A 25539-nucleotide genomic window follows, 5' to 3' on the forward strand; every position below is an offset into this window, starting at 1 on the left:
CGGGGGCGGCCGGACAACGGCTGCGCCCGGCCCTCGCACTGTGCCGCGACGTGGCATGCTGGGGGAACAGACGAGAAGACGAGGACACATCATGGCGGACAGAGCACGGGCCCGGAAGTTGGCCGATGCGATCCAGCAGATCGTCGCGACCATGCTCGACACCCGTATCAAGGATCCTCGCCTGGGGTTCGTGACCGTCACCGATGTGCGCGTGACCGGTGATCTGCAGCACGCGACGATCTTCTACACGGTGCTCGGCAGCGACGAGGAACGGGCTGGCAGCGCCGCGGCGCTCGCGTCCGCCAAGGGCGTGATCCGTTCCGAGGTCGGGCGCCGCACCGGAGTTCGCTTGACCCCCACCCTGGAGTTCGTCCCGGACGCCGTGCCTGAGACGGCCGCACACCTGGAGGAGGCGTTGCGCAGCGCCGCCGCCAGGGATGCCGAGCTGGCGCAGCTGCGCGAGAACGCACAGTACGCCGGGGAGGCGGATCCGTACCGCACCCATGACGACCCTGACGGGGCGGACGAGATCAGCGCAGCCACAGACCCCGGCGGCACAGCCGGCGAGGAGCCCGGAAGCAGCCGATGAGCGACGGTCTCGTCCTGGTCGACAAGCCGGCCGGCTGGACCAGCCACGATGTCGTGGCACGTGCGCGGCGACTGCTGCACACCCGCAAGATCGGTCACGCGGGAACGCTGGACCCGATGGCCACCGGTCTGCTCGTGCTCGGCGTGAACCGGGCAACACGGCTACTCACCTATCTGGTGGGCGCCGAGAAGGAGTACCTCACGACCATCCGTCTCGGCCAGGAAACGGTCACCGATGACGCCGAGGGCGAGGTCATCGGCGCTTCGGGCATCGGCGCTGACGCAGGCTCCGCCGTCAGAGGTGGCCTGGACGAGGCGGTGGCGGCACTCACCGGTGCGATCGAGCAGGTCCCGAGCTCTGTCAGCGCCATCAAGGTGAACGGTCAGCGGTCCTACGCCCGGGTACGCAGCGGGGAGGACGTGAAGCTGGCACCGCGAGCGGTGACCGTGCACACCTTCGATGTGACCGCGGTCCACCCGGCCCGTGCCGATGACGGCACCCCGGTGCTCGACGTCGACGCGCGGGTGTCCTGCTCGTCGGGGACCTACGTTCGCGCCCTCGCGCGCGATCTCGGGTATGCGCTCGGTACCGGTGGGCACTTGACCGCACTGCGACGGACGAGGGTCGGCCCCTTCGATGTGGCCTCGGCCGAACGCCTCGAGGCGACGACCACGACCTTGAGCGTCCTCGACGTGAGCACGGTGCTCCGGGTTGCGTTCCCGGTCCGGCGCCTCGACGTGGAGGAGGCCCGTGAGATCCGGTTCGGGCGCCGCATCCCACCGACCGGGACGGATGAGGTGACGGCGGCGCTCGGGCCGGACGGCCGAGGGCTCGCTCTGCTGCAGGACGAGGCAGGGCGGGCGCGGCCGGTGCTCGTTCTCGACCCGGCGTGACCGGTTCTGGTCGGCGCGGGCCAGTACGCTGGTTCCATGCCCATACCTTCCGACCTCGTCAGCGATCTGCGTCCCCTCGGGCGGACCGGGATCTCCGTCAGCCCGCTCACGCTCGGTACCTCAGGCATGGGTTCGGGGGTCGAACCGGGTAGCCAGGCTGAACGGGACGCGGTCGAACTCGCGACAGCGATGCTGCATGGTCCTGCGGCCGTGGTCGACACCTCGAATGTCTACGGTGGCGGCAACAGTGAGCGCATCCTCGGGCTCGCGCTCCGCGAGTCCGGGATCGCGCCGGGCCGGCAGATCGTGACCAAGGTCGATGCCGACCCCGAGACCGGGGTATTCGACCGTGACCGCGTGCTGCGGTCCTATGACGAGAGCCTGGCACGACTGGGTGTGGACCGGGTGAGCCTGCTGCACCTGCACGACCCCTACCGGATCGACTTCGCCGAGGCGATGGGCCCTCAGGGTGCCGTTGCCGGTCTGCTGGAGCTGCGGGCGTCCGGTGCCGTGGATGCGATCGGTATCGCTGCCGGGAAGGTCTCGGTGGTGGGACGTTACGTCGAGAGCGACTGCTTCGACGTGCTCCTGACCCATAACCGCTTCACTCTCGTCGAACGGCGTGCCACGGTCCTGCTCGAGGCCGCCCGGCAGCGGGAGATGGGCGTCTTCAATGCGGCGCCCTTCGGCGGCTCGTTGCTGGCTCGAGGTTCGGCCAGCGGCGGGACGTACGCCTACCGCCCCGCCCCGCCCGAGCTTGTCGAGCGGGTGCGGCAGCTGGAGCGGATCTGTGCGTCCCACGGGATCGACCTGGCGACGGCGGCACTGCAGTTCTCGCTGCGCTCACCGCTGGTGGACTCGACCGTCGTGGGCATCTCACGGCCGGAGCGGATCGCAGACCTGGAGCAACGGCGGGCTGTCCAGGTCCCGGACGAGTTCTGGGATGCCATCGACGACCTGGGTGTTCCGCCGTCGGTGGTCGAGGACTGACCCTCCGCGCCGCGGGGTGGAGCTCGCTCAACTCGCGGGCAGGTGGCACGCTGGGAGGCGCTGCGGGAGAGCCTTCCAGCACATTCATGACGTCGACGGCGTCGCGCACGGCATCGAAGAGATGGGACTCGAGTGGAGCGGTGGTACGGGATCGACCAGGTCCCCGCTGATCTGACTGCGAGTGTGGTCACGATCGGGAACTTCGACGGAGTTCATCTCGGCCACCGGGCCGTGCTCGCCGACGTCGTCGACACCGCTCACGCCCTCGGGTGCCAGTCGGTAGCGGTCACCTTCGATCCGCACCCGGCGGCCGTGCACCGGCCGCACGAGGCGCCTGAGTTGCTCACCGGTCTCGCGGACCGGCTGGATCTGCTTGCTGAGACCGGGTTGGATGCCACCCTGGTGATCGCCTACACCGCCGGCTTCGCCGCGCAGACTCCGGAGGAGTTCGCGCGGCGTACCCTCGTCGACACGCTCCGGGTCCGCCGAGTGGTGGTGGGCGAGGACGTCCGCTTCGGACGCGACAACAGCGGTGACCGGACGACGATGGTTCGGCTGGGGGAGCGGCTCGGCTTCTCGGTCCAGCTCGTCAAGGACGTCTCTGCTGCGGGCGATCGTCGCTGGTCCTCCACCTGGGTTCGTGAACTGCTGGCGGCCGGCGACTGCGCCGGAGCGTCGGCGGTCCTCGGCCGCCCTCACCGCATGCGTGGCAGTGTCGTCCACGGAGAGGCGCGCGGGCGCCAGCTCGGGTTCCCGACGGCGAACCTCGCTGCCGATGCGACCGGTACCGTCCCCGCCGACGGCGTCTATGCGGGCTGGCTGCTGCGTGATCCCGGGCATGTGCAAGCGGCTCAGCCCCATCGGCTTCCCGCCGCGATCTCCATCGGGACCAACCCGACGTTTGACGGCACAGTGCGCCAGGTGGAGGCGCACGTCCTGGGCCGGCGCGACCTGGATCTCTACGACGAGGAGGTCGTCGTCGAGTTCGTGCGACGTCTGCGTCCCACGGTCCGGTTCGATGGATTCGAAGCGCTAGTGGAGCAGATGCGCCGGGATGTGGTCGAGGCGGCTGATGTGCTCGACGTCCCACGCCCGGAACTCCTTCCGGCACTGCCGGGGTGATACCCTGACCTAGCCGTCAGATCGGCCGCGGATGTGTCATGCCCGGGTGGATATGCCCCGGTGCTCCGCGCAACGAGTGAATATGAAGGAGATCCTGTGGCCCTGGAGCCGGACGTCAAGAAGCAGATCATCACCGAGTACGCCACGCACGAGGGCGACACAGGTTCCCCCGAGGTCCAGATTGCGCTGCTGACGCGGCGCATCAGCGACCTCACTGAACACTTCAAGGAGCACAAGCACGACCACCACTCCCGTCGTGGTCTGTTGCTACTGGTCGGTCAGCGCCGCCGGCTCCTCGGGTACCTGCGCAGCGTCGACATCGAGCGGTATCGCTCGCTGATCGAACGTCTCGGCATCCGCCGCTGATTCCTGGACCGGCTCGGGCCCCTAGGGTCCGGGCCGGTCGCACGTCCGGGCCGGTGGTCCGGACCCACAACTGCATCACCGAAGTACACACCCGGGTTCGCTGGTCCTCGGTAGTGGCTTCCGGACTGACAGTCCGTGAGCCTCGATCGATGACCGCCGGGCCCTTCACCACAGAAGGAGGGCACCCATGGAGGGTCCCGAGATCCAGTTCGCCGAAGCCGTGATCGACAACGGCTCGTTCGGCACCCGCACGGTCCGGTTCGAGACCGGACGCATCGCCAAGCAGGCCTCCGGCTCCGCCGTTGCCTATCTCGACGAGGACACGATGGTCCTGTCGACCACGACGGCCGGCAAGCACCCGAAGGACCATTTCGACTTCTTCCCGCTCACGGTGGACGTGGAGGAGCGCCAGTACGCCGCAGGGAAGATTCCCGGCTCGTTCTTCCGCCGCGAGGGACGTCCCTCGACCGAGGCCATCCTCGCCTGCCGCCTCATCGACCGGCCTCTGCGTCCGCTGTTCGTCAAGGGACTGCGCAACGAGGTCCAGGTTGTCGAGACCGTGCTGGCCATCCACCCTGACGACGCGTACGACGTCCTGGCGATCAACGGTGCCTCGATGTCCACGCAGTTGTCCGGCCTGCCGTTCTCCGGCCCGGTCGGTGCCACCCGGATCGCTCTCGTGGACGGTCAGTGGGTCGCGTTCCCGCGCTACAGCGAGCTCGAGCGCGCCGTGTTCTCGATGGTCGTCGCCGGTCGCATCGTGACCGCTGAGGACGGTTCGCAGGATGTTGCCATCGCCATGATCGAGGCTGAGGCGACCGACAACGCCTGGACGCTCATCACCGAGCAGGGCGTGGGCGCCCCGACCGAGGACGTCGTGGCCGAGGGGCTGGAGGCGTCCAAGGCCTCCATCCGCGCGCTCGCCGAGGCGCAGATCGCCCTTGCGGGCCAGGCGGCCAAGGAGGTCCAGGAGTTCCCGCTGTTCCCGGACTACGCCGACGATGCATTCGAGGCCGTCGAGGCCCAGGTGGGTGCCAAGCTCTCCGAGGCTCTGGCCATCGCAGGCAAGGCCGAGCGCGAGGCTCGCATCGACGAGATCAAGGACGCCATGCTCGGCGCCCTGCAGGACGGTTTCGACGGTCGGGAGAAGGAACTGTCGGCCGCCTTCCGCCAGGTGACCAAGACGCTGATCCGCAAGCGGATCATCACCGACGGTTTCCGCATCGACGGTCGCGGGCTGCGCGACATCCGGCCCCTCTCGGCCGAGGTGGAGGTGTTGCCCCGGGTGCACGGCTCGGCCATCTTCGAGCGTGGCGAGACCCAGATCATGGGCGTCACCACGCTGAACATGCTCAAGATGGAGCAGCAGCTTGACACGCTGTCGCCGCAGACCCGCAAGCGGTACATGCACAACTACAACTTCCCGCCCTACTCCACCGGTGAGACCGGGCGGGTGGGAAGCCCGAAGCGTCGGGAGATCGGCCACGGCGCGCTCGCCGAGCGGGCGATCGTGCCGGTGCTGCCCACGCGCGAGGAGTTCCCGTACGCAATCCGGCAGGTTTCCGAGGCACTCGGTTCCAACGGGTCCACCTCGATGGGTTCGGTCTGCGCCTCCACACTCGCGCTGCTGAATGCCGGTGTGCCGCTGCGCGCGCCGGTGGCAGGAATCGCCATGGGCTTGGTCTCGGACACGATCGAGGGTGAGACCCGCTACGCGGCGCTCACCGACATCCTCGGGGCCGAGGACGCCTTCGGTGACATGGACTTCAAGGTTGCCGGAACGCGGGAGTTCATCACCGCGATCCAGCTCGACACCAAGCTCGACGGGATCCCGGCGCACGTCCTGACTGGTGCCCTGACGCAGGCCAAGGAAGCGCGTCTGCACATCCTGGACGTCATGGCTGAGGCGATCGATACACCGGACGAGATGGCTGCTACGGCCCCGCGTGTGATCACCGTGCAGGTTCCGGTTTCCAAGATCGGCGAGGTCATCGGCCCGAAGGGCAAGATGATCAACCAGATCCAGGAGGACACCGGCGCCGACATCTCGATCGAGGATGACGGCACGGTGTTCATCGGGGCCACCGATGGGCCCTCGGCTGAGGCGGCACGGCAGGCGATCAACGCGATCGCGAACCCGCAGATGCCCGAGGTCGGTGAGCGGTTCATCGGTACAGTCGTCAAGATCATGTCCTTCGGCGCGTTCGTCTCGCTCGCTCCGGGCAAGGACGGCCTGCTGCACATCACCCAGATCCGACGCCTGGTCGGCGGTAAGCGGGTGGAGTCGGTTGAGGACGTGCTCTCGGTCGGTCAGAAGATCGATGTGGAGCTGGCCGAGATCGACGACCGCGGCAAGCTCTCCCTGCACGCGGTCATCGAGGATGACAAGGCAGCCGAGGAAGCCGAGTCGGCTGAGTCGGATGAGGCCGCCGAGGCGACGAACTGATCGTGCCTGGTCCGGTATGGCAGAGCTGATCCTGGGTCCGGCGGGTACGCCGGGCACCGAGCTCACCGTGGAGACCGAAGCGGGCGCCCTCGTGCGCCGATCGGTGCTCCCGGGCGGTATCCGGGTGCTGACCGAGGCGATGCCCGGTCAGCGCTCGGTGGCCGTGGGCGCCTGGGTGGCCGTCGGTTCGCGTGACGAGACCGACGGTCACCACGGTTCCACCCACTTCCTGGAGCACCTGCTGTTCAAGGGCACACCGCGCAGGGACGCGATGGCGATCGCTTCGGCGTTCGATGCCGTCGGCGGTGAGGCCAACGCAGCCACCGGCAAGGAGCACACGTGCTACTTCGCACGTGTGCTGGACGCCGACCAACCGATGGCCGTGGACGTCATCCTCGACATGGTGACCTCCGCCGTCCTGGACCCGTCCGAGTTCACCAGCGAGCGCGAGGTGATCCTCGAAGAACTCGCCATGAACGAGGACGATCCCGGTGATGTCGCACATGAGCGATTCTCCGCCCAGGTGTTCGGTACACATCCGCTCGGGCGGCCGATCGGCGGCACGCCGGAGACGATCCGTGACGTGCCCAGGAACGCGGTCTTCGAGCACTATCGCCGCACCTATGTCCCCTCGGAGCTGGTGGTGACGGCGGCCGGCGGCGTCGACCATGACGAACTGTGCTCGCAGGTCCTCTCGGCGGTGCGGTCCGGTGGTTGGGATCTGCCCGAGGGGGTACGCCCGGCAGCACGGCGCCGTGCCGGCGTCGATCTGCATGTCGGGGCTTCGGGGGATTTCCCGACCGATCCGAGCGTCTTGACCGTGCACCGTGCCACTGAGCAGGCGAATGTTCTGCTCGGCGGGCTCGGTCTGCCCGCCGGGGACGAGCGCCGGTTTGAGCTATCCGTGCTCAACGCCGTGCTCGGCGGGTCCATGAGTTCGCGACTGTTCCAGGAAGTGCGTGAGAAGCGTGGCCTGGCCTATGCGGTCTATTCGTTCTCGGGTGGGTTCGCCGATGCTGGCATGTTCGGTCTCTACGCAGGATGCGCTCCTGGCAAGGTCGAGCAGGTCGTCGATCTGCTCGAGGAGCAGTGGCAGCTCCTGGCCAGTGACCTTGTACCCGTGCAGGAGCTGGAACGGGGAATCGGTCAGGTGTGCGGGCAGATGGTGCTGGGGCTGGAGGACAACGGTTCCCGGATGTCACGACTGGGGCGCACGGAGATCAGCACTGGTGAGCTCCTGACCGTGACCGAGACGCTCGATCGCGTACGCGCGGTGCGGGCAGATGACGTCAGGGCGTTGGCGGCGGATCTGCTGGCTCAGCCTCGGCACCTGACTGTCGTCGGCCCGTTCGACACTGCCTACCGAGGTCAGGGCCGGCTTGAGAAGGGACGTGAGGCATGACCGGGGAGAGCAGGCAGGACACGCGTGCGGAATCCGCTCGGGATGCAGTGCCGGCCGGGGGTAGCCCTCTGAGGGTCGCCGTGCTGGGAGCTGCCGGACGGATGGGCAGCACCGTATGCGAGGCCGTCGAATCCGCCCCGGATATGAGCGTGATAGCGCGGCTCGATGTGGGCGACGACATCGCGGCTCTCGCAGGTGTCGCGGATGTCGCCGTGGATTTCACGGTGCCGTCGGCCACGGAGGCCAACGTCCATGCACTCATCGATGCCGGTGTTCATCCGGTGGTGGGAACCACCGGATGGGACGAGCCGGCCCTGGATCGGGTGCGCGAGCATCTCGAACGCGATGGTCGGGGGCTGGGTGCCCTGATCGCCCCGAACTTCGCTCTCTCGGCTGTTCTCGCCATGCAGTTCGCTGCCCAGGCCGCCCGCTACTTCGAGTCGGTCGAGATCATTGAACTTCATCACCCGAACAAGGTCGATGCCCCCTCTGGTACGGCGGTGCACACGGCACAGGCGGTGGCCCGAGCTCGGGAGGGCATGCCTGTGGCTCCGGACGCCACGCAGACCTGCCTCGACGGAGCCCGTGGCGCGCGCGTCCAGGGCATCCCGGTGCACGCGGTCAGGTTGCAGGGGCTGGTCGCGCACGAGGAGATCTTGTTCGGCAACCCGGGGGAGCAGCTGACGATACGCACCGACAGCTTCGAACGCTCCTCGTTCATGCCCGGGGTGCTGCTCGCCGCACGGACCGTGGGTTCTCGACCCGGACTGGCCGTGGGACTAGATGCCTACCTGGAGCTGGGTCGCTGAGATGAGCCGCCGCAGCTGAGCGCGCACCCGCACCGGGTGCACTGCCGCTCGCGCGTGAAGGCAGTCACAGCAGCGCCGACCAGGCCTCTTCGCGCACCTGGGCCCCGGCCACGTCCAGCACCCGGCGTACGCCGATGGGCTCCAACCCGGCTGTGGCGAGGAAGGCCGAACGCGCGTCGTCTCCCTCGACGACCCACGCCCGCACGTGGGTAGCGCCCGTCTTGCGCAGGATGTCGGTGCAGGCGGCGAGGAGACGTGACCCGTGCCCAGCACGTGCATGGTCGGGGTCGACCTCCAGCGCCACGATCTCCCCCGTCTCCTCAGTCCGGGGTGCCGGCGCGAGCGCCGCGAATCCGACAACCTGTGGACCATCGCACGCGGTCAGCATCCGGTGCTTTGCCGAGGGTGGGGACGTGATCGCGGACCGCCAGGCCTGTGCGAACCCGTCGGCATCGAGTGCATCGAGGGCTGTCCCCGGCAGCGTGGTGGCGTGGGCCGCACGCCATGCTCTGGCCTGGATGAGACCGAGCGCAGGGGCGTCTCCGGCGACGGATGGCCGGACGGAGACATCGGCGTGCAGGTCCCCGTGATGATCGGCGGGTCCGGATGACGGGGGAGGCAGGTCCATCCGTCCACCCTAGAGGCTCCGCAGGAACCTCTGAGGCGGTGGCGATACTCACACGCTCCCGCCCGTTTCGGAGCGTGTGAGGGCAGCAGCGGCACCGGTGGACGCGGTAACGTCGTCCCCATGTCCAGCTCGTCGCGCCCGTCGCGCTCCTTCGGTTCCGTCAGTGTCGCCATGGTGACGCCGATGAAACCGGACGGCACGATCGATATCGCCACCTCGCGACGACTGGCGCGCCATCTGATTGATTCCGGTGCCGACGGTCTGGTGCTCAATGGCACCACCGGTGAGTCGCCGACCACGCACCAGCCGGAGAAGGACGAGTTCGTGGCGGCCGTCGTGGACGAGGTCGGTGCAGAGGCGATGATCATCGCCGGCGCCGGCTCGAACGACACCGCTCACGCCGTCCGGATCGCCGAGGCCGCCGAACGCACCGGTGTGCACGGACTGCTCGTGGTCTCGCCCTACTACAACCGGCCCTCTCAGGAAGGCGTCTACCGGCATCTACGGGCCATCGTGGAGTCCACCAGCCTTCCGGCGATGCTCTACGACATCCCCGGGCGCACCGGGGTGGCGATCGGCGACGAGATCCTCGACCGCCTGGCCGAGCACCCGCAGATCAGGGCGGTCAAAGATGCCACGGGCAACGTTGCCCAAGGGTTCGACCGGATGCGGCGTACTGGGCTGGAGTACTACTCCGGGGACGACAATCTCAATCTCGCCTGGCTGGTGCACGGCGCCTCCGGGCTCGTCTCGGTGGTTGGCCACGTGGAGGCTGGTCGCTATGCCGAGATGGTGGGTGCGGTCGACTCCGGAGACCTGTACAGCGCCCGGGATCTGTCAGCGCAGCTGGCGCCGGTGGTCGAGGCGATCATGGGCGGGGGTCAAGGAGCCGTCATGGCGAAGGCAGCGTTGCAGCTGCAGGGGCACCTCCCGCACCGATCGGTCCGCTCACCGCTCGTCGAGGCGAACGCTGCTGAGATGGCAGACTTGCGCACCGCACTGACCTTGCACGGACTACTTGAGGACTCCGATCGATGAGCCACCCCCACCCTGACCTCAAGCCCCCGGGTCCGCTGGCACCGGGCGCGCTTCGGATCGTCCCGCTCGGCGGTCTCGGCGAGGTCGGGCGCAATATGGCCGTGCTGGAGTTCGAGGGCCGTCTGCTCGTCATCGACTGTGGCGTGCTGTTCCCCGAGGATCACCAGCCGGGCGTCGATCTCATCCTGCCCGACTTCGGGTACCTCGAGGATCGGATGGACCAGGTCGAGGCGATCGTGCTCACTCACGGGCACGAGGACCACATCGGTGCCGTGCCGTATCTGCTGCGACTGCGCAAGGACATCCCGCTCATCGGCTCGAAGTTGTCGCTGGCGTTCGTGGCCGCCAAGCTCAAGGAGCACCGGATCAAGCCGGTACTTCGTGAGGTTTCGGAGGGGCAGCGCCGGACTTTCGGGGTGTTCGATCTCGAGTTCGTGGCCGTGAACCACTCGATCCCCGATGCGCTGGCCGTCGCGGTGCGCACGCCGGCGGGTATGGTGCTCCACACCGGTGACTTCAAGATGGACCAGCTCCCGCTGGACTCACGGATCACGGACCTGAGGGCCTTCGCCCGCCTCGGCGAAGAGGGTGTCGATCTGTTCATGACCGACTCGACGAATGCCGAGGTGCCGGGTTTCACGACCTCCGAGCGCGACATCGGCCCGGTGCTGGACTCCGTGTTCGCACAGGCGGAGGGCCGGATCGTGGTTGCTTCCTTCTCCTCGCACGTCCATCGCGTTCAGCAGGTGCTGGACGCGGCAGACGCTCACGGCAGGCGTGTGGCCCTGGTCGGCCGGTCGATGGTACGGAACATGACGATCGCCTCCGAGCTCGGATATCTGAACGTGCCTGACGGAGTGCTGATCGACGTCAAGAAGATCGACGACCTGCCCGAGGACCGAATGGTGCTCATGTGCACCGGGTCTCAGGGTGAGCCGATGGCGGCGCTGTCACGGATCGCGAACCGGGACCACCGAGTCTCGGTCGGCCCGGGGGATACCGTGATCCTGGCCTCCTCCCTCATCCCCGGGAACGAGAACGCCGTCTTCCGGATCATCAACGGGTTGATCCGCCTCGGTGCCAAGGTCGTGCACCAGGCCAACGCCCGTGTCCACGTCTCCGGACACGCCTCAGCAGGCGAGCTGCTCTACTGCTACAACATCGTGCGCCCCAAGAACGTGATGCCGGTGCACGGTGAGGTGCGTCATCTCGTGGCGAACGGCGCGCTCGCCGTCAAGACCGGAGTGCCGCCTGAGCGGGTCGTGCTCGCCGAGGACGGCGTTGTCGTCGACCTGGTGGACGGTAAGGCGAAGATCGCCGGCGCCGTCCCGTGCGGGTACATCTACGTCGACGGTTCGTCGGTCGGAGGTGTGACCGAAGCCGAGTTGAAAGATCGCCGGATCCTCGGCGAAGAAGGTTTCATCTCCATCTTCGTCGTCGTCGACTCCTCGTCCGGAGAGGTCGTCGCCGGCCCGGAGCTGCACGTTCGTGGTGTCGCCGAGGGTGAGGACAAGCTGGCTGCGATCGTGCCTGAGATCACCAAGGCGCTCACCGAGGCTGCCGCGGGTGGGAATGCCGATACGCACCAGTTGCAGCAGGTGGTGCGCCGCGTCGTCGGCCGCTTCGCCTCGAGCAAGCTGAAGCGGCGCCCGATGATCATTCCGGTGGTCGTGGAGTCCTGACCTTGTCGGTCACAGTTCGGTGACCGTTGGGTGCCTGGTCAACCACGGGCGCATCTGTCATGACAGGATCGTGCCTATCTGGTCACGACCCCTGGGAGATGCCGATGCGACGCCCTGCCCTGCTGGTCGCCTGTGCCGTCCTGGTCGTGCCTGTCCTGGCCGGGTGCACCGCGGACACCGGGCTCGGATCCGGTGCCGAGACCAGCGCGGCTGCCGAGGCGAGCCCGACTCCGACAGCGTCGGCCGAGTCCACCGAGCCCGCGCCGCAGGAGTCGGAGCCGGTCGAGCAGGCGGAGACCGCCGTACCTGCCGGGCCCCAGGAGTGTGGTCAGGTGATCTCGACAGTCGGGGAGACAGTGACGGTGGAGATCATCGCCGGGGACGTGGACTGCGTCTTCGCCGAGGAACTGCTCGACACCTACTACAACGATCCTCCATCGATCCCGGAGGGTAGTGGCGCCTATCTCGCCATCGGGGACTGGGAGTGCAACTCATCGTCCAGCCAGGAGCCGGGTCGCGCTTCCACCTGTCGCACGCAGGACGGTGGCGAGATCGTCACCTGGCCGGCCGATCGTGCACCTTCGACGCCGGTGTCCGGTGGCTACTGCGAGCAGATCGATCAGCCCACGCTCGACCAGCTCTTCGGTAACGATCCCTACGATGAGCAGGTGTGCGAGACCTACATCGGCGCGGAGACGGCGATCGACCAGCAGGAGTAGCCGTCGGCCCGACGTGGTGTTAACGGCCGGACCGGGCGGCATCGGCCAGCAGGGTCTCACGGAAGACCTGAGCGCCGTTCTCACTGGTGTCGCCCTCGGGCAGGAGGCCGTAGAGCTCCAGGCTCACCAGACCGTGGACGAGCGCCCACAGGCGCAGTGCCTCGGCCCTGAGGGGAGCCGGTGCGAGGCCCGGGTGGGCTCGGGCGACGGCGTCGAGAAGGATGCCGAAGGTGGGTTCACTGATGTTGTCGCTGCCCGCGCGCAGGTCCGAACTGAACATCACCCGGTAGAAGTGCGGATCCGCCAGTGCGCTGGCCCGGTAGGCAAGCCCGAGGGCGAGCAGATCGGCCCGTGCATCGGCCGTGCGGGCAACGACGTCGAGATGGCCCTGGAAGCGAGCGAATCCCTCGGCGACGACGGCATCGAGCAGCTGGTCACGACTGCCGAACAAGGTGTAGATCGCCGCGGTCGTGGTCTCACATGCCGCGGCGAGAGTGCGCAGTGAGAGTCCAGGGGGGCCAGCGGCGGACAACTGCTCCGAGGCGTGGTTCAGCAGGCGACGGCGAAGCGCGTCGTCATACTGGCGTGGTCGGGCCATAGGGCCACGATACGGCCTTGACAGATGTTTCCACACACTGTTTGCTAACAGTGTTAGATAACAGTCGTCGACTCTGGAGCCCCGATGATCCTCTCGCCCGACGCCCAGGTAACAGCCGGGATCGTTCTCCTCGCCGCCGTCACGGTGAGCTCTGGTGGTGCGTTCCTGGCGCGCATGGCCTCCGGCGGCGTCCCCGCCACCGATTTTCAGCGCTCGTTCTACCGCGCCGGTCACGGCCACGCGGGAGTGCTGATTGTGTTCGGCCTCGTCTGCCTGATGCTCGCCGAAGCCACCACGCTGACCGGGGCGGCGCTCTGGCTGGCCCGGACCGGGGTGCTGATATCCGCCATCGTGATGCCGGCGGGGTTCTTCTTCGCTGCCATGGGGCAAGGGCGCACCCGCCCCAATCGCTGGATCGTGCTCCTGGTTGCCGGTGGTGTGCTGCTGGCAGCAGGGCTGGTGACCCTCGCCGTCGGGCTCCTCATGTAGCGAGAGGCCGCAGTGCGGGCCTCTGGGGTACGGTCCGATCGGGGTGCGATCTGGGTGCTTGGGCGTGTCAGACGGTGCGCCTGCAGGCCTCGCCTGGTTGAGTGGGTTGCGACAGGCCTGTCTCGGCATGCCTGATTGAGGAGGGACGAGACATATCATGGCGACCCGGACGACTTCCCCCGGACGGTCAGCCGCACCAGGACGGAAGAAGAGCGCGACCGCGGGCAGCAGTAAGTCCCGGTCGAGTTCATCGACCTCCCGCGGTCGCGGCCAGCAGCCGTCGAAGCCTGCCCTGCCGATCCGGATCGTGCGGGGCCTGTGGATGGGCACGGCACACGTGATCGGCGGTACGGCACGTTCGATCGGCTCTGGCGCGAAGGGCCTCGACCCGGCCCACCGCCGTGACGGCCTGGCGTTCCTGCTCCTGGCGCTCGCCGTGATCGTCGCCGTCCGTGAGTGGTTCGGCCTCTCCGGGACCGCGGGGGAGTGGGTCCATGCGGCCGCCGCCGGGGGTGTGGGCGTCCTTGCCGTGGCGATCCCGGTGATCCTGGTCTTCCTCGCCGTCCGGTTGATGCGTCACCCGGACCGACCCGAGGTCAACGGCCGGATCACGATCGGGCTGAGCGCGATCGTGGTTGCCGTGTGCGGCCTCGTGCACGTGGCCTCCGGGCGCCCGGCCCCCCCTGACTGGTTCGACGTGTTCGCTGCGGGCGGCCTCATCGGATGGGTCGCGGCGAACCCCATCTCGACAGCTCTGACGATCTGGGTCGCTATCCCGCTGCTGTCACTGCTGGGCCTTTTCGGCCTGCTCGTGGTGACCGCCACACCGGTGGCTTCGATCCCGCGCCGCTTCCGGCAGGGATTCGACTGGATCTCCGGACGTGATATCGACGCTGATGATGACGCCGACGATGACCTCGCCCGTGACGATGGTGCCATCGGGGCTCTCGAGTCCGGGGATGAGAAGAACGACGCTGCCGCCCGCGCAGCGGTCAGACGACGCAGGAAGGCGGAGGCGAAGGAGAAGGCGAGCTCCGCCGTCGAGCCTGGCGCCTACCAGGGGGACGAGGCGTTCGAGCAGGCCGCACAGATCGCGGCGGACAACGAAGCCGCGGCGGCATCTGCGGCCCCGCAGGGCCCTCAGACGACGGCTCAGCCGGAGGCGGACGAGGACCTCACGCCACCGCCGACTGAAGCGCTCCCTGCCCGGGCCGAGCAACTGGTCCTCGACCCTGGCCTGACCTACACACTCCCCGGTGACGACGTGTTGCTCCAGGGGCCTCCGCACAAGACTCGTTCTGCGGCCAACGATCGCGTGGTTGAGGCGCTGACCACCGTCCTGACGGACTTCGGCGTCAACGCCGAGGTCACCGGATTCACCCGCGGCCCGACCGTCACGCGCTATGAGGTGGAGCTCGGATCCGGCGTCAAGGTGGAGCGTGTCACGGCGCTGAGCAAGAACATCGCCTACGCCGTAGCGTCCGCCGATGTACGGATTCTCTCCCCGATCCCGGGCAAGAAGGCGATCGGTATCGAGATTCCGAATGCCGACCGCGAGACGGTGGCACTCGGTGACGTGCTCCGCTCCGGCCCCGCCCGCCGCACTGAGCATCCGATGGTGATGGGCGTGGGCAAGGACGTCGAGGGCGGCTACGTGGTGGCCAACCTCGCGAAGATGCCGCACATGCTGGTGGCCGGTGCCACCGGCGCAGGTAAGTCCTCGTTCGTGAACTCCATGATCACCTCGATCATGATGCGGGCCACCCCCGAAGAGGTCCGGATGGTGCTGGTGGACCCCAAGCGGGTGGAGCTGACCATCTACGAGGGCATTCCGCACTTGATCACCCCGATCATCACCAGTCCCAAGAAAGCTGCCGAGGCACTGGAGTGGGTGGTGCGCGAGATGGACACCCGCTACGACGATCTCGCCACATTCGGCTACAAGCACCTCGATGACTTCAACGCCGGCGTGCGCAGCGGAAAGGTCCAGCCGCTGCCTGGCAGCGAACGCAAGATCACGCCGTACCCGTATCTGCTGGTCATCGTCGACGAGCTCGCCGACCTGATGATGGTCGCTCCGCGGGATGTCGAAGCCTCCATCCAGCGCATCACCCAGCTCGCCCGTGCCGCCGGTATCCACCTGGTGCTTGCCACCCAGCGGCCGAGCGTGGATGTGGTCACCGGGCTCATCAAGGCGAACGTGCCCTCGCGGCTGGCATTCGCGACCTCCTCCCTCGCCGATTCCCGCGTGGTGCTCGATCAGCCGGGTGCCGAGAAGCTCATCGGGCAGGGTGACGCCCTGTTCCTGCCGATGGGTGCGGCCAAGCCGATGCGTGTGCAGGGTGCGTGGGTCACCGAGTCGGAGATCCATGAGGTTGTCGAGCACGTCAAGAGCCAGCTGAAGCCGAACTACCGTGAGGACGTCGTCGTCCCGCAGGCGAAGAAGCAGGTCGACGAGGACATCGGAGACGACCTCGACCTGCTGCTGCAAGCCGCGGAGCTGGTGGTGACCACGCAGTTCGGTTCCACCTCGATGCTGCAGCGCAAGCTCCGCGTCGGGTTCGCCAAGGCCGGACGTCTCATGGACCTGCTGGAGTCGCGCGAGATCGTCGGCCCGTCGGAAGGATCGAAGGCGCGCGATGTGCTCGTCCAGCCTGACGACCTGCCAGCCACGCTGGCCACGCTGCGCGGGGAAACCCCACCGTCGGCCTCCGGTGAGGAGATCTACGACAACAGTGCCGCCGAAGCCGTCACCGACTATGCCGACGGTGCTGACGACACGGGCGAAGACGAGTCCGAGGATGCGTGGTCCCTCACCGATCGGGCGTGAGAGTCAGGAGCGGGGCACGATCTCCGGCTCGGGACCGGTCGGGTCAGGGGGCTCGGATCGCTCGGTGAAGTCGGCACCGGTGGACTGCTCCATGACCTCCCGAACGCCCGCCTCACGCGAGGCCAGGACCGATTCGGAGAGTGTGAGTTCCGCCGGTCGTTCGCCGGCCAGCAGATCCTCGAGAGGGTAGACGTGCTGGCCACCCTCACGATCGACCGTCATCGCCGACCATTCCATCCCGGTCACCCGCACGGGGCCGGCGGCTGGTGCCTCGACGGTGGCCGTCATGAACAGGCCGGTCGCGGTCTGAGGGACGCAGCAGGCGTCGTCCTGGTTGGAGATGAAGTTCCCCAACGACCAGGCGACCCAGAGGCCCGAACCGTCAGGGCCGCCGTCGAGGAGCTCGAACGGCTGCGGGACGTGCGGGTGGTTTCCGATGATCAGGTCGATCTCGCCGGAGGCGGCGAGCGCCTCGGCGAGGGCTCGCTGTTCCTCGTTCGGGGCGGACTGGTACTCCAGCCCCCAGTGCAGTGTCGCCACCACGAGATCGGCACCCGCCGCCCGAGCCGACCGTGCCTGCTGGGTCAGTGTCTCGGCATCCAGCAGACTCACCGACCACGGGGCGTCGTCCGGTATGGGTAGTCCGTTGGTGCCGTAGGTGCCGCCCAGCTGGGCGACGGTGATGGTGCGCCCACCGCGCTCGAGCCGGTACAGCTGCGGTGCGGCGGCCTCGTCCTGGCTCCGGGCGGTACCGGCGTGCCCCAAGCCGACGTCGTCGAAGACGTCGAGGGTGTAGGCGAGGTTGTCGTAGCCGCGATCGAGAGAGTGATTGGTTCCGGTGGAGCAGCCGTCCCAGCCGAGGTCGGCGAGATTTCCCGGCAGCTGGTCGGGGGCTCCGAACAGTGGGTATCCCGTGGGTTCCTCGTCCGGCAGCGAGAGCGGCACCTCCATGTTGCACAGCGCCAGGTCGACCCCCGAGCTCCAGGTGCGGGTGGCCTCAAGCATCGGGGTGAAGTCGTACCCGTCCGTGGTCCGCGCCTCCCGGATGGGGGTGTCGTGCGGGAGGACATCGCCGGTGGCACCGATCGTGAAGACCACGTCCTCGACCGGATCCTCCTCGGGTGGAGGGGAGGACGAGGGCTCGGATGGCGCAGAGGTGGGAACGGTCGTCGCGGTGGGGACCGGATCGTCTTCACTGAGCGGGACGGACAGCGCCAGTGCGATGGCACCTCCTACGATCACAATGAGGGTGAGAATCGCCGGGATGAGCCAGCCGCGGCGCGGGTTCGTAGGCACTGACACAGGGTACGACGGGATCTGAACGCCCGTGCACCTGCCGCCGGCTGGTCCGTCCCCTACGCTGGGTGGGTGACGAGCACGCCAGAATCCGCCGCCCACCCGATCTCACCGGTGTGGAACCTGCCGAACGTCCTGACGATGCTGCGGATCGTGTTGGTTCCGCTGTTCGTGGCGCTGCTGTGGCAGGACACGCCCGGGATGCGGCTGGGTGCGCTGGCAGTCTTCATCGTTGCCGCCATCACCGACAAGCTCGACGGATCGATTGCGCGCGCCCGCGGCATCGTCACGAACTTCGGTAAGATCGCCGACCCGTTCGCGGACAAGCTTCTCACCGGGTCGGCATTCGTGGTGCTGTCGTTCCTCGGTGACATCCCGTGGTGGGTGACCGTCGTGATACTGGTGCGGGAGATCGGTATCACCGTTTTGCGGTTCGTCATGGTGCGCCGGTCGGTGATGGCAGCCTCCAACGGGGGCAAGCTCAAGACGGTGCTCCAGGTGGTGGCGATCTGCCTGCTGATTATCCCGGCCCAGGCGCTGCTGGGTGATCCGTTCGGCACAATCGTTGTCGTCAGTGGTCTGGTCGTGCTGTACGCGGCTGCTGCTGTCACGGTGGTGACCGGGCTGGACTACTGCTGGCGGGCGTGGCGGATCGCGGCAGACCAACGCCCGTGAACGTTCCATCGGCCCCCTCGGCACAGTGGCGCGTGATCGACCACGCACGTGAGGCCGGTGTCAGTATCGCGGTCGCAGAGTCCTTGACCGCCGGTGCACTGACCTCCCGGCTCGCGGATGTGCCGGGAGCGTCGGCTGTGATGCGCGGTGGCGTGGTCGCATACGCGACCGATCTCAAGGCGTCACTGTTGCAGGTGGATGCGGAGCTGCTGGATCGCTCCGGTCCCGTTGACCCACGCGTTGCGGTGCAGATGGCCGACGGCGTCCGTCGCGTTCTCGGGGCGCGGCTCGGCCTGGCCACGACGGGTGTCGCCGGACCTGGGCCCGCCGATGGGCACCCTGCTGGCACGCTCTACGTGGCCGCTGTTCTCGGCGTGAGACGGGGCGGGACGGAAGGTGAGACGCGGATCGTGCAGGTTCGCGGGCACCGCCTGGCGGGGACACGTCCAGCGGTGCGGACCGCTGCGGTTGATCTCGCGCTCGCGGTTGCTGTGACGGTGCTCTCAGACGCGTATGTGCGCGCCGGCGGGGAACAGAACGAGACGACCTTGCGTTGGACAGGGTGATGATGCAGACCAGGAAGCCGAATCCGACCGTCCGGCCCACCCGGCGCGGTGGGACGCACCCGCCGGTGCACAGTACGCGTCCACGTCGTGGCGCACGTAACGCATCTGTGACCCCAGCGGGGTACGGTAAGACACCAACAAGCAGCGCTGAGCGAGAGGAGGGACACACCATGGTGGTTCTACGACGAGAGATCGGTGATGTCCTTCGGGGCGCCCGGCAGGGTCAGGGCAGGACGCTACGTGAGGTTTCCTCCGCCGCGCGAGTATCGCTCGGCTACCTCTCCGAGGTGGAGCGTGGTCAGAAGGAAGCGTCCTCCGAGTTGCTGTCCTCGATCTGCTCAGCACTGAACATTCCGCTCGCGGTGGTGCTGCGTGAGGTCTCCGACCGCGTGGCGATCGCCGAGGGCGTCGCGATCCCAGACACCATCCCGCCGGACTTCGTCTACCAGGTCGGCCGCGACCGCGACGAGGACCTCGCCGTCGTCTGAGCGGTTTCAGTCTGAGCGGCTCCGGTCTGAGCGGTCATGTCACCCGCGCGACTCTTCGCCGAGCGCTCTGTCAGGTCGTCTCGCCGGTCCGTTAGGACGCCTGGCACGCCGGGCAGTGGTACGCGGGCCGGTCGAACGGCGGCTCCCCGACCGAGGCGACCGCGATCACGCCCCCGCACCGAGGGCACGCCAGTCCGGCGCGGTCGTGGACGAACGTCGGCCGCTCGCGCAGACCGGTGGCCGTGAGCGTCGGTGCGTCCGCGGAGCGCCGCATCAGGGCCGCAGCCGTGGTGAAGACGGACTCTGGGTCTTCCACCTCGTTCGACGGGCGCCACGGGCTGATGCGGTGGCGCCAGAGCGTCTCCGCCAGGTAGATCGTCCCGATTCCGGCTGCCACGCGCTGGTCCAGCAGGACGGCGCCGATGCTGCGCCCTCCTTGGGTGCGCAGATTCGCCGCGGCGCGTGAGACGTCAGGTTCCTCGGCCATCAGGTTCGGACCCAGGTGGCCCAGGAGGGTCGGCTCGTCGCGGGTGCGCAGCACGTCCATCATGCCGAGCTCCTCGCCGACGCACGTCCACCGCTGGGTAGCCAGCACGGCCCGCACGAGCGGCCGCCCGAGCCGTTCCGGCGGCGTCGTGGTGTGCCGGATACGCCAGCGTCCTTCCATGCGCAGATGCGTGTGCAGTGTGTGTCCGTCGTCCAGACGCGTCAGCAGGTGCTTGCCGTAGCAGGCGGTGCCGAGGCTGGTGCGACCAGTCAGTTCAGCGTCGGACACTCCCGGCCAGCGCAACTCGACCCGCACCAGCGGCAGATCGGCCAGCGCGGCGGTCAAGCGCCGCGCCACCCGCAGCAGGACATCTCCCTCGGGCACCGCCTACCTCCGCCGGATCCTGAGCCCGCCTGGGGTGGCGAGGAAGCCGGCGTCGAGCAATGCTGCCGCGGTGGGCGTGGATGAGCCGAGGGCAGACGCGCCGTCGATCTTCGTGACGGTGAACCTGCCGAGCGCTCCCGACTCTGCCATGCGCACCAGTTCTGCTGCCGCAGCCTCCAGCCGTGCCGGATCGGTGGTGAAACTCAGCACCGACCGTGCCCCGCGTTCAAGGTAGAGGACCGCCTCTCCATGGCACAGAATGATGCTGGCCCCGACCTTCCGGCCCGGCCGGTGGGCCGTGCCGTCGCTCGAGAGCGCTACTGGATCCGGCCACGCCAGCGCCGAACCGTAGGGGTTCGCCGGATCGGTGGCTGCCAACAGCAAGGCTTCGCCGGAGCTTTCGCTGGTGCCGCGGAGTCGTTCCACCGCTTCCGGTAGCGCGAACTGGGCGGCTCCCAACCCTTCGACGAAGTAGCCACGCCGTACCTGACCGTTCTCCTCGAGCGCTGCCAGCGCACGGTAGGCCGTACCGAATCCACCGGGAACCGCTAGTGACGCACTGCCCCGGGTAACGATTCCGTCCCGGTCCAGCAGTGCCACGGCGGCGATCGTCGCGCGGCGTGAAGTGTCGGCACGGTCGGTGAGCGACGACCAGCGGCCCACGGCCGTCTCGGGAACCGGTGGCCCCGAGCGCATTCCGCGTAGCGGCCGGCCACGTGGTCTGGCCCGGCGAGCCGTCGCCGATCCTGGGCGAGGGCGTGCACCCAGCCGCGCCCGCAAGGGGGCGAGGCTGTCGTTGGTGACCGTGCCGGCCCAGACGCAGTCCCACAGGGCGGACAGGATCTCGTCGCTGGACGGCGGGTCCTGTGACCACGAGTCGCGTACGGCCACCACCAGGTCGCGGAAGAACAGCCCGCCTCCGCGTCCGAGAACGTGCAGCACTGCGTCGTGTACAGGAGTTGCCAGGGCGAGTTCCGCCGTCGGCGCCAGATCGGGGGCGGAGTCAGCCGGCACCAGCGCCACCTGCCCGTCGTTGCCGGGACCGGAGCCTGAGCCCACCCACACCACCTCACCGGATGTCGTCAGCTCGTCGAGCATCTCCGGTGCATAGTCGCGTACGCGTGCGGGCAGCACGAGTGACTCCCATGCGGAGGCAGCGACCGGGGTGCCTGCGAGCTGATCGATGGCGGTGAGCACACCATCGACGCCGCGTAGCGAGCGCACCTGGTGCCACCGGGGCAGGAACAGGCCCAGACGTGCAGGAGGCACGGCCTCCACCTCGGCACGCAGGGCCGCCAGCGACCGGCGCCGGATCCGCCGGAGGACGTCGGCATCGCAGTAGTCCGGTCCGGGCATGGCCCGGGTCGCTGACGTGTGGGACTCCGGGGGTCGGAGCGTGCCGCTGGTGAGCGCACCGTCGCGCACCAGGGCAGCGAGGGTGGCGATCAGTGCCCCCGGCCCGAGTCCGAGCCATGCCGCGAGCTCGCCGGTCCGGAACGGCCCGTGGTACCGCGCGAACCGGCGCACCAGATCCTCCAGTGCTTGCGGGACGGGGGCGGTCAGCGCCTCGGGTAGCCCGGCCGGGAGGGCGACACCGAGGGCGTCGCGCACCCGGCCGGCATCTTCGACCACGATCCATCGGGTCTCACTCGCCACCCGGACCGGCAGGACCCGGCGATCGCCCTGCAGTGTTGCCAGCCAGCTCGTCAGCTCGTGTGGCTGTGCAGATCGCGCGCGCAGATCGGTCTCGGTCACCGGGCCGAGCCGGCGGATCAGATCGAGCAGCGCCTCGGCGTCACGCGCACGAGTGCTCTCGGTCCGCCAGCCGACCTCCTCCTCCACTGACCGCAATGCGGCCGGATCGAGGAGATCGGCGATCTCAGCGCCGTCACCGAGCAGATCTGACAGCAACGACGCATCGAGAGTGAGGGCCGCGGCCCGTCGTTCGGCCAGCGGCGTGTCCTCGCCGTAGAGGAACTGTGCGACATAGCCGAACAGCAGCGACTGCGCGAACGGTGACGGTGTGGGGGTGCTGACCTCCACCACCTGAACGTCGCGGCCACGGATACTGCGCATCAGGTCCGTCAGAGCCGCCACGTCGTAGTCGTCCTGGAGGCATTCGCGTACGGCTTCCAGCACGACCGGGAAGTCCGGGTGGTCAACGGCCACGGACAGCAGCTGGGCACTGCGCTGGCGCTGCTGCCACAGCGGCTGGCGCCGATCGGGGCGTCGTGCGGGCAACAGTAGCGATCGGGCGGCTGCTTCCCGGAACCGGGCCGCGAAGTGGGCGCTCCCCGAGAGTGCAGCCAGTGCATCGGAGGCAATCTGGTCGGGGTCCAGCAGTAGGTCGTCGAGGCTGACATCGGCGGGAGAGTTACCCCCGGGTGGGTGAAGGCCGTCGGCGATGCGCGTGCCTGCGGTGCCCGTGACCGGGCCGAACGGATCGCTGGTCGTGCTGGGGGCTTCGCCACTCAGCGACCATGTCGCATCGGTGTCGGGCAGGCGCAACACGATCCCGTCGTCGGCGTGCATGGCAGCCACATCCATTCCGAACCGCTCCCGCAGGCGGGCGGTCAGGATCAACGCCCAGGGAGCGTGTACTTCGGCGCCGTAGGGGGAGTGGATGACCACGCGCCAATCACCGAGTTCATCCCGGAACTTCTCCACGACGATCGACCGGTCACTGCTCAACCGCCCGGTGGCCTGCTCCTGGTCGCGTAGGTAGGCGAGGAGGTTCTCCTGTGCCCAGTCGTCCAGGCCCCAACCCTCGACGGCGGTCGCTGCCATCCCGCTCTCAGCCACCTCGCGCATCATGGCACCGATGGCACGACCGAGTTCGGCGGGCCTGCCGGGCCGGTCTCCCTTCCAGAAGGGGAGACGTCCGGGCAGGCCGGGCGCAGGGGAGACCAGCACGCGGTCCGGTGTGATGTCCTCGATTCGCCACGTGCTGGAGCCGAGGGTGAACGTGTCACCCACACGTGACTCGTAGACCATCTCCTCGTCGAGCTCACCGACCCGCTTGCCGCCTCGCGCGGTGGCCTCCTCGCCCACGACGTACACGCCGTAGAGCCCGCGGTCCGGGATCGTGCCACCGCTCGTGGCGGCCAGCAGCAGTGTTCCGGGACGTCCGGTGAGGGTGCCGGCCACCCGGTCCCACGTCAGGCGTGGGCGTAGATCAGCGAACTCCTCACTCGGGTAGCGGCCGGCGAGCATGTCGAGCACCGCTGTGAGGACGCGATCGGTGAGATGGGAGAACGGCGCCGAGCGGCGGACGACGGCAGCGAGCTCGTCGACGGTCCAGGTCTCCTGGGCGCACATTGCGACGATCTGCTGGGCGAGGACGTCCAACGGGTTGGCTGGTGGGTGCACCGCCTCGATGGCCCCAGCGGTTGCCCTGACGGCGGTCGTGGCCGCCGCGAGCAGATCGCCGCGGTGGGTGGGTAGCACCACGCCGTGTGAGAGAGCACCGACCTGGTGACCTGCACGTCCGATCCGCTGCAGTGCGCTGGCGACCGATGGCGGAGCACCGACCTGGACGACAAGGTCGACGGCTCCCATGTCGATACCCAGTTCGAGCGAGCTGGTGGCGATGACCGCAGGCAGGGTGCCGTTCTTGAGGGCTGTCTCGGTAGCCGTGCGTTCGTCGCGGCTCATCGAACCGTGGTGCGGGCGGGCGATGATGGCCTCTGCGGGAAGGTTCTCGGGCCGGGGGAGAGCCGTGCCCGACTGGGCCGGCACCTCGGCCGCCCATGCTGATCCTTCGTCGAGGTCCGAGCCCAGACCGAGACGCTCGGCGTAGTGCTCGTTGATGCGTGCTGCGAGCCGCTCGGCCCCTCGCCGGGAGTTGGTGAACACGATGGTCGACGAGTGTGAGGTGATGAGGTCGAGGACCCGCTCGGTCACGTGCGGCCAGATCGAGCTGCCCCTGGCGGTTTTGCCTTCTGGCACCATGCCCGCGGCGTCGCCGCTGAGGTCCGGGCCATTCGCCTGCTCGTGCGCCTGCTCGTTCGCTTGGCGGGGCGCTTGCCCGGTCGCTTGGTTGGCCGTTGGTCCTGTCGTGCTGAGGTCGGCGAGGTCCGGCACCGGGACGACGACGTCGATCCGCAGCTCCTTGTCGACATGCGGCTGGACGATACGAACGGAGCGGCCGCCGTCGTCGGTCTGGCGCGTGCCGGCCAGGTAGGACGCCACGGTCTCGGCTGGACGCACGGTCGCCGAGAGACCGATCCGCTGGGCTGGTCTGTCCAGGAGAGCGTCGAGCCGCTCCAACGACAGTGCCAGGTGCGCGCCGCGCTTGTTCCCCGCGAGTGCGTGCACCTCATCGATGATGACGGCTTCAACTCCGCGCAGTCCCTCACGGGCGGAGGAGGTCAGCATCAGGAACAGCGACTCGGGGGTCGTGATGCAGATGTCCGGCGGGCGGCTCGCGAAGGCTCGGCGCTCGGCGGCAGGTGTGTCCCCGGTGCGCAGCCCTACCTGCACATCGTTGACCGGTACCCCTTGCGCCGTCGCTGCCTGTGTGATCCCGACCAACGGAGAGCGCAGGTTCCGTTCGACGTCTGTGGCCAGAGCCTTCAGCGGGGAGACATAGAGGACGCGGCATCGTCGTGCCCGATCCGGCGGCTGAGTGCCGGTCAGGAGCTGGTCCAGCGCCCACAGGAATGCAGCCAACGTCTTGCCTGAACCGGTCGGTGCGATCACGAGGGCGTGCTCTCCGGAGGCGATGGCGTCCCAGGCTCCGGCCTGAGCCTGCGTCGGCCGCTCGAACGCACCCGCGAACCACGTGCGGGTCGGCTCGCTGAACTCGGCGAGCGGACTGCCCGCCTCAGTGGCGTCGGAGCTGTGGGGCACGGTCCTCATTGTGCCGCCCCGCACCGACACCGATCGGTGGAGCCCTCCGGGGCTACGTTCACGGGCAGCGACTCCCTGGGTGATCTGTCGTCGGTTCTGTGTCGGCCGGCTCCTGTGATTCGCCCTCCTGTGTGGTTTCGCGTCCTCGGTCGTTCATCTCCTCGCCGGAACCATTCAGTCCTGGTTGGTGT

The 25539-nt window shown here is 68.4% G+C and carries 21 protein-coding genes; 16 read left to right on the forward strand and 5 right to left on the reverse strand.

Going from position 1 to position 25539, the window contains the following annotated elements; all coding sequences use genetic code 11:
* Window positions 1-91: 91 nt before the first annotated feature.
* From rbfA to dapB, 8 genes are all read left to right on the forward strand, one after another.
* Entirely contained in the window at window positions 92-589 is a 498-nt protein-coding gene (gene rbfA / locus IM660_RS07600) for a 30S ribosome-binding factor RbfA (protein WP_193498737.1), read from the forward strand.
* Window positions 586-1482 carry a tRNA pseudouridine(55) synthase TruB gene (gene truB / locus IM660_RS07605; RefSeq protein ID WP_193498738.1) on the forward strand — a complete coding sequence of 299 codons (897 nt, stop codon included), beginning with the start codon at window positions 586-588 and terminating at the stop codon, window positions 1480-1482. The genes rbfA and truB overlap by 4 nt, the downstream gene beginning before the upstream one ends.
* A gap of 36 nt (window positions 1483-1518) precedes the next feature.
* Entirely contained in the window at window positions 1519-2472 is a 954-nt protein-coding gene (locus IM660_RS07610; RefSeq protein WP_193498739.1) for an aldo/keto reductase, read from the forward strand.
* Window positions 2473-2604: 132 nt separating this feature from the next.
* Window positions 2605-3594 (forward strand): bifunctional riboflavin kinase/FAD synthetase, encoded by a 990-nt coding sequence (locus IM660_RS07615; protein ID WP_193498740.1) that lies wholly within the window; start codon window positions 2605-2607, stop codon window positions 3592-3594.
* A gap of 96 nt (window positions 3595-3690) precedes the next feature.
* Window positions 3691-3960: a 30S ribosomal protein S15 gene (rpsO, locus tag IM660_RS07620; protein WP_193498741.1), complete on the forward strand. Its 270-nt coding sequence runs from the start codon at window positions 3691-3693 to the stop codon at window positions 3958-3960.
* 187 nt (window positions 3961-4147) lie between these two features.
* Window positions 4148-6406, forward strand: coding sequence for a polyribonucleotide nucleotidyltransferase (locus tag IM660_RS07625; protein ID WP_193498742.1), 2259 nt, complete (start codon window positions 4148-4150; stop codon window positions 6404-6406).
* 16 nt (window positions 6407-6422) lie between these two features.
* The gene (locus tag IM660_RS07630) at window positions 6423-7808 is read left to right on the forward strand and encodes a M16 family metallopeptidase (RefSeq protein WP_193498743.1); all 1386 of its coding nucleotides are present in this window, start codon (window positions 6423-6425) and stop codon (window positions 7806-7808) included.
* The gene (dapB, locus tag IM660_RS07635; protein WP_193498744.1) at window positions 7805-8617 is read left to right on the forward strand and encodes a 4-hydroxy-tetrahydrodipicolinate reductase; all 813 of its coding nucleotides are present in this window, start codon (window positions 7805-7807) and stop codon (window positions 8615-8617) included. Before IM660_RS07630 ends, dapB begins: the two co-directional genes overlap by 4 nt.
* Before the next feature lie 64 nt (window positions 8618-8681).
* Here dapB and IM660_RS07640 read toward each other — a convergent pair whose 3' ends face one another.
* Entirely contained in the window at window positions 8682-9245 is a 564-nt protein-coding gene (locus tag IM660_RS07640) for a GNAT family N-acetyltransferase (protein ID WP_193498745.1), read from the reverse strand.
* Between the two features lie 120 nt (window positions 9246-9365).
* Here IM660_RS07640 and dapA point away from each other — a divergent pair, with 120 nt between their 5' ends.
* From dapA to IM660_RS07655, 3 genes are all read left to right on the forward strand, one after another.
* A complete protein-coding gene (gene dapA / locus IM660_RS07645; protein ID WP_193498746.1) occupies window positions 9366-10283 on the forward strand; it encodes a 4-hydroxy-tetrahydrodipicolinate synthase in 918 nt (305 codons plus the stop codon).
* Window positions 10280-11965 (forward strand): ribonuclease J, encoded by a 1686-nt coding sequence (locus tag IM660_RS07650; RefSeq protein ID WP_193498747.1) that lies wholly within the window; start codon window positions 10280-10282, stop codon window positions 11963-11965. Before dapA ends, IM660_RS07650 begins: the two co-directional genes overlap by 4 nt.
* 104 nt (window positions 11966-12069) lie before the next feature.
* Window positions 12070-12684, forward strand: a complete 615-nt coding sequence (locus IM660_RS07655) for a hypothetical protein (RefSeq protein WP_193498748.1) — start codon at window positions 12070-12072, stop codon at window positions 12682-12684.
* 19 nt (window positions 12685-12703) lie between these two features.
* Here the strand turns inward: IM660_RS07655 and IM660_RS07660 are convergent, their stop codons facing one another.
* Window positions 12704-13282 carry a TetR/AcrR family transcriptional regulator gene (locus IM660_RS07660; protein ID WP_193498749.1) on the reverse strand — a complete coding sequence of 193 codons (579 nt, stop codon included), beginning with the start codon at window positions 13280-13282 and terminating at the stop codon, window positions 12704-12706.
* A gap of 84 nt (window positions 13283-13366) precedes the next feature.
* Here IM660_RS07660 and IM660_RS07665 point away from each other — a divergent pair, with 84 nt between their 5' ends.
* A complete protein-coding gene (locus IM660_RS07665; protein ID WP_193498750.1) occupies window positions 13367-13771 on the forward strand; it encodes a hypothetical protein in 405 nt (134 codons plus the stop codon).
* A gap of 157 nt (window positions 13772-13928) precedes the next feature.
* Window positions 13929-16601 carry an FtsK/SpoIIIE family DNA translocase gene (locus tag IM660_RS07670; RefSeq protein ID WP_193498751.1) on the forward strand — a complete coding sequence of 891 codons (2673 nt, stop codon included), beginning with the start codon at window positions 13929-13931 and terminating at the stop codon, window positions 16599-16601.
* Between the two features lie 3 nt (window positions 16602-16604).
* On the opposite strand, the gene IM660_RS07675 is transcribed toward IM660_RS07670, so the two are convergent.
* A complete protein-coding gene (locus tag IM660_RS07675; protein ID WP_193498752.1) occupies window positions 16605-17897 on the reverse strand; it encodes a CapA family protein in 1293 nt (430 codons plus the stop codon).
* Between the two features lie 72 nt (window positions 17898-17969).
* Between IM660_RS07675 and pgsA the strand changes: the two genes are divergently transcribed.
* The 3 genes from pgsA (at window position 17970) to IM660_RS07690 (ending at window position 19626) form a co-directional block, all read left to right on the forward strand.
* Entirely contained in the window at window positions 17970-18572 is a 603-nt protein-coding gene (gene pgsA / locus IM660_RS07680; protein ID WP_210769093.1) for a CDP-diacylglycerol--glycerol-3-phosphate 3-phosphatidyltransferase, read from the forward strand.
* The gene (locus IM660_RS07685; RefSeq protein ID WP_193498753.1) at window positions 18569-19138 is read left to right on the forward strand and encodes a CinA family protein; all 570 of its coding nucleotides are present in this window, start codon (window positions 18569-18571) and stop codon (window positions 19136-19138) included. The genes pgsA and IM660_RS07685 overlap by 4 nt, the downstream gene beginning before the upstream one ends.
* Before the next feature lie 170 nt (window positions 19139-19308).
* The gene (locus tag IM660_RS07690; RefSeq protein ID WP_159621831.1) at window positions 19309-19626 is read left to right on the forward strand and encodes a helix-turn-helix domain-containing protein; all 318 of its coding nucleotides are present in this window, start codon (window positions 19309-19311) and stop codon (window positions 19624-19626) included.
* Window positions 19627-19717: 91 nt separating this feature from the next.
* Here the strand turns inward: IM660_RS07690 and IM660_RS07695 are convergent, their stop codons facing one another.
* Both IM660_RS07695 and IM660_RS07700 read right to left on the reverse strand, forming a co-directional pair.
* Window positions 19718-20497, reverse strand: a complete 780-nt coding sequence (locus IM660_RS07695; RefSeq protein WP_193498754.1) for an Fpg/Nei family DNA glycosylase — start codon at window positions 20495-20497, stop codon at window positions 19718-19720.
* Window positions 20498-20500: 3 nt separating this feature from the next.
* Window positions 20501-25357: an Lhr family ATP-dependent helicase gene (locus IM660_RS07700; protein WP_193498755.1), complete on the reverse strand. Its 4857-nt coding sequence runs from the start codon at window positions 25355-25357 to the stop codon at window positions 20501-20503.
* Between the last annotated feature and the right edge of the window lie 182 nt (window positions 25358-25539).

It is taken from the genome of Ruania alkalisoli (genome assembly GCF_014960965.1).
Taxonomy (GTDB): domain Bacteria; phylum Actinomycetota; class Actinomycetes; order Actinomycetales; family Beutenbergiaceae; genus Ruania; species Ruania alkalisoli.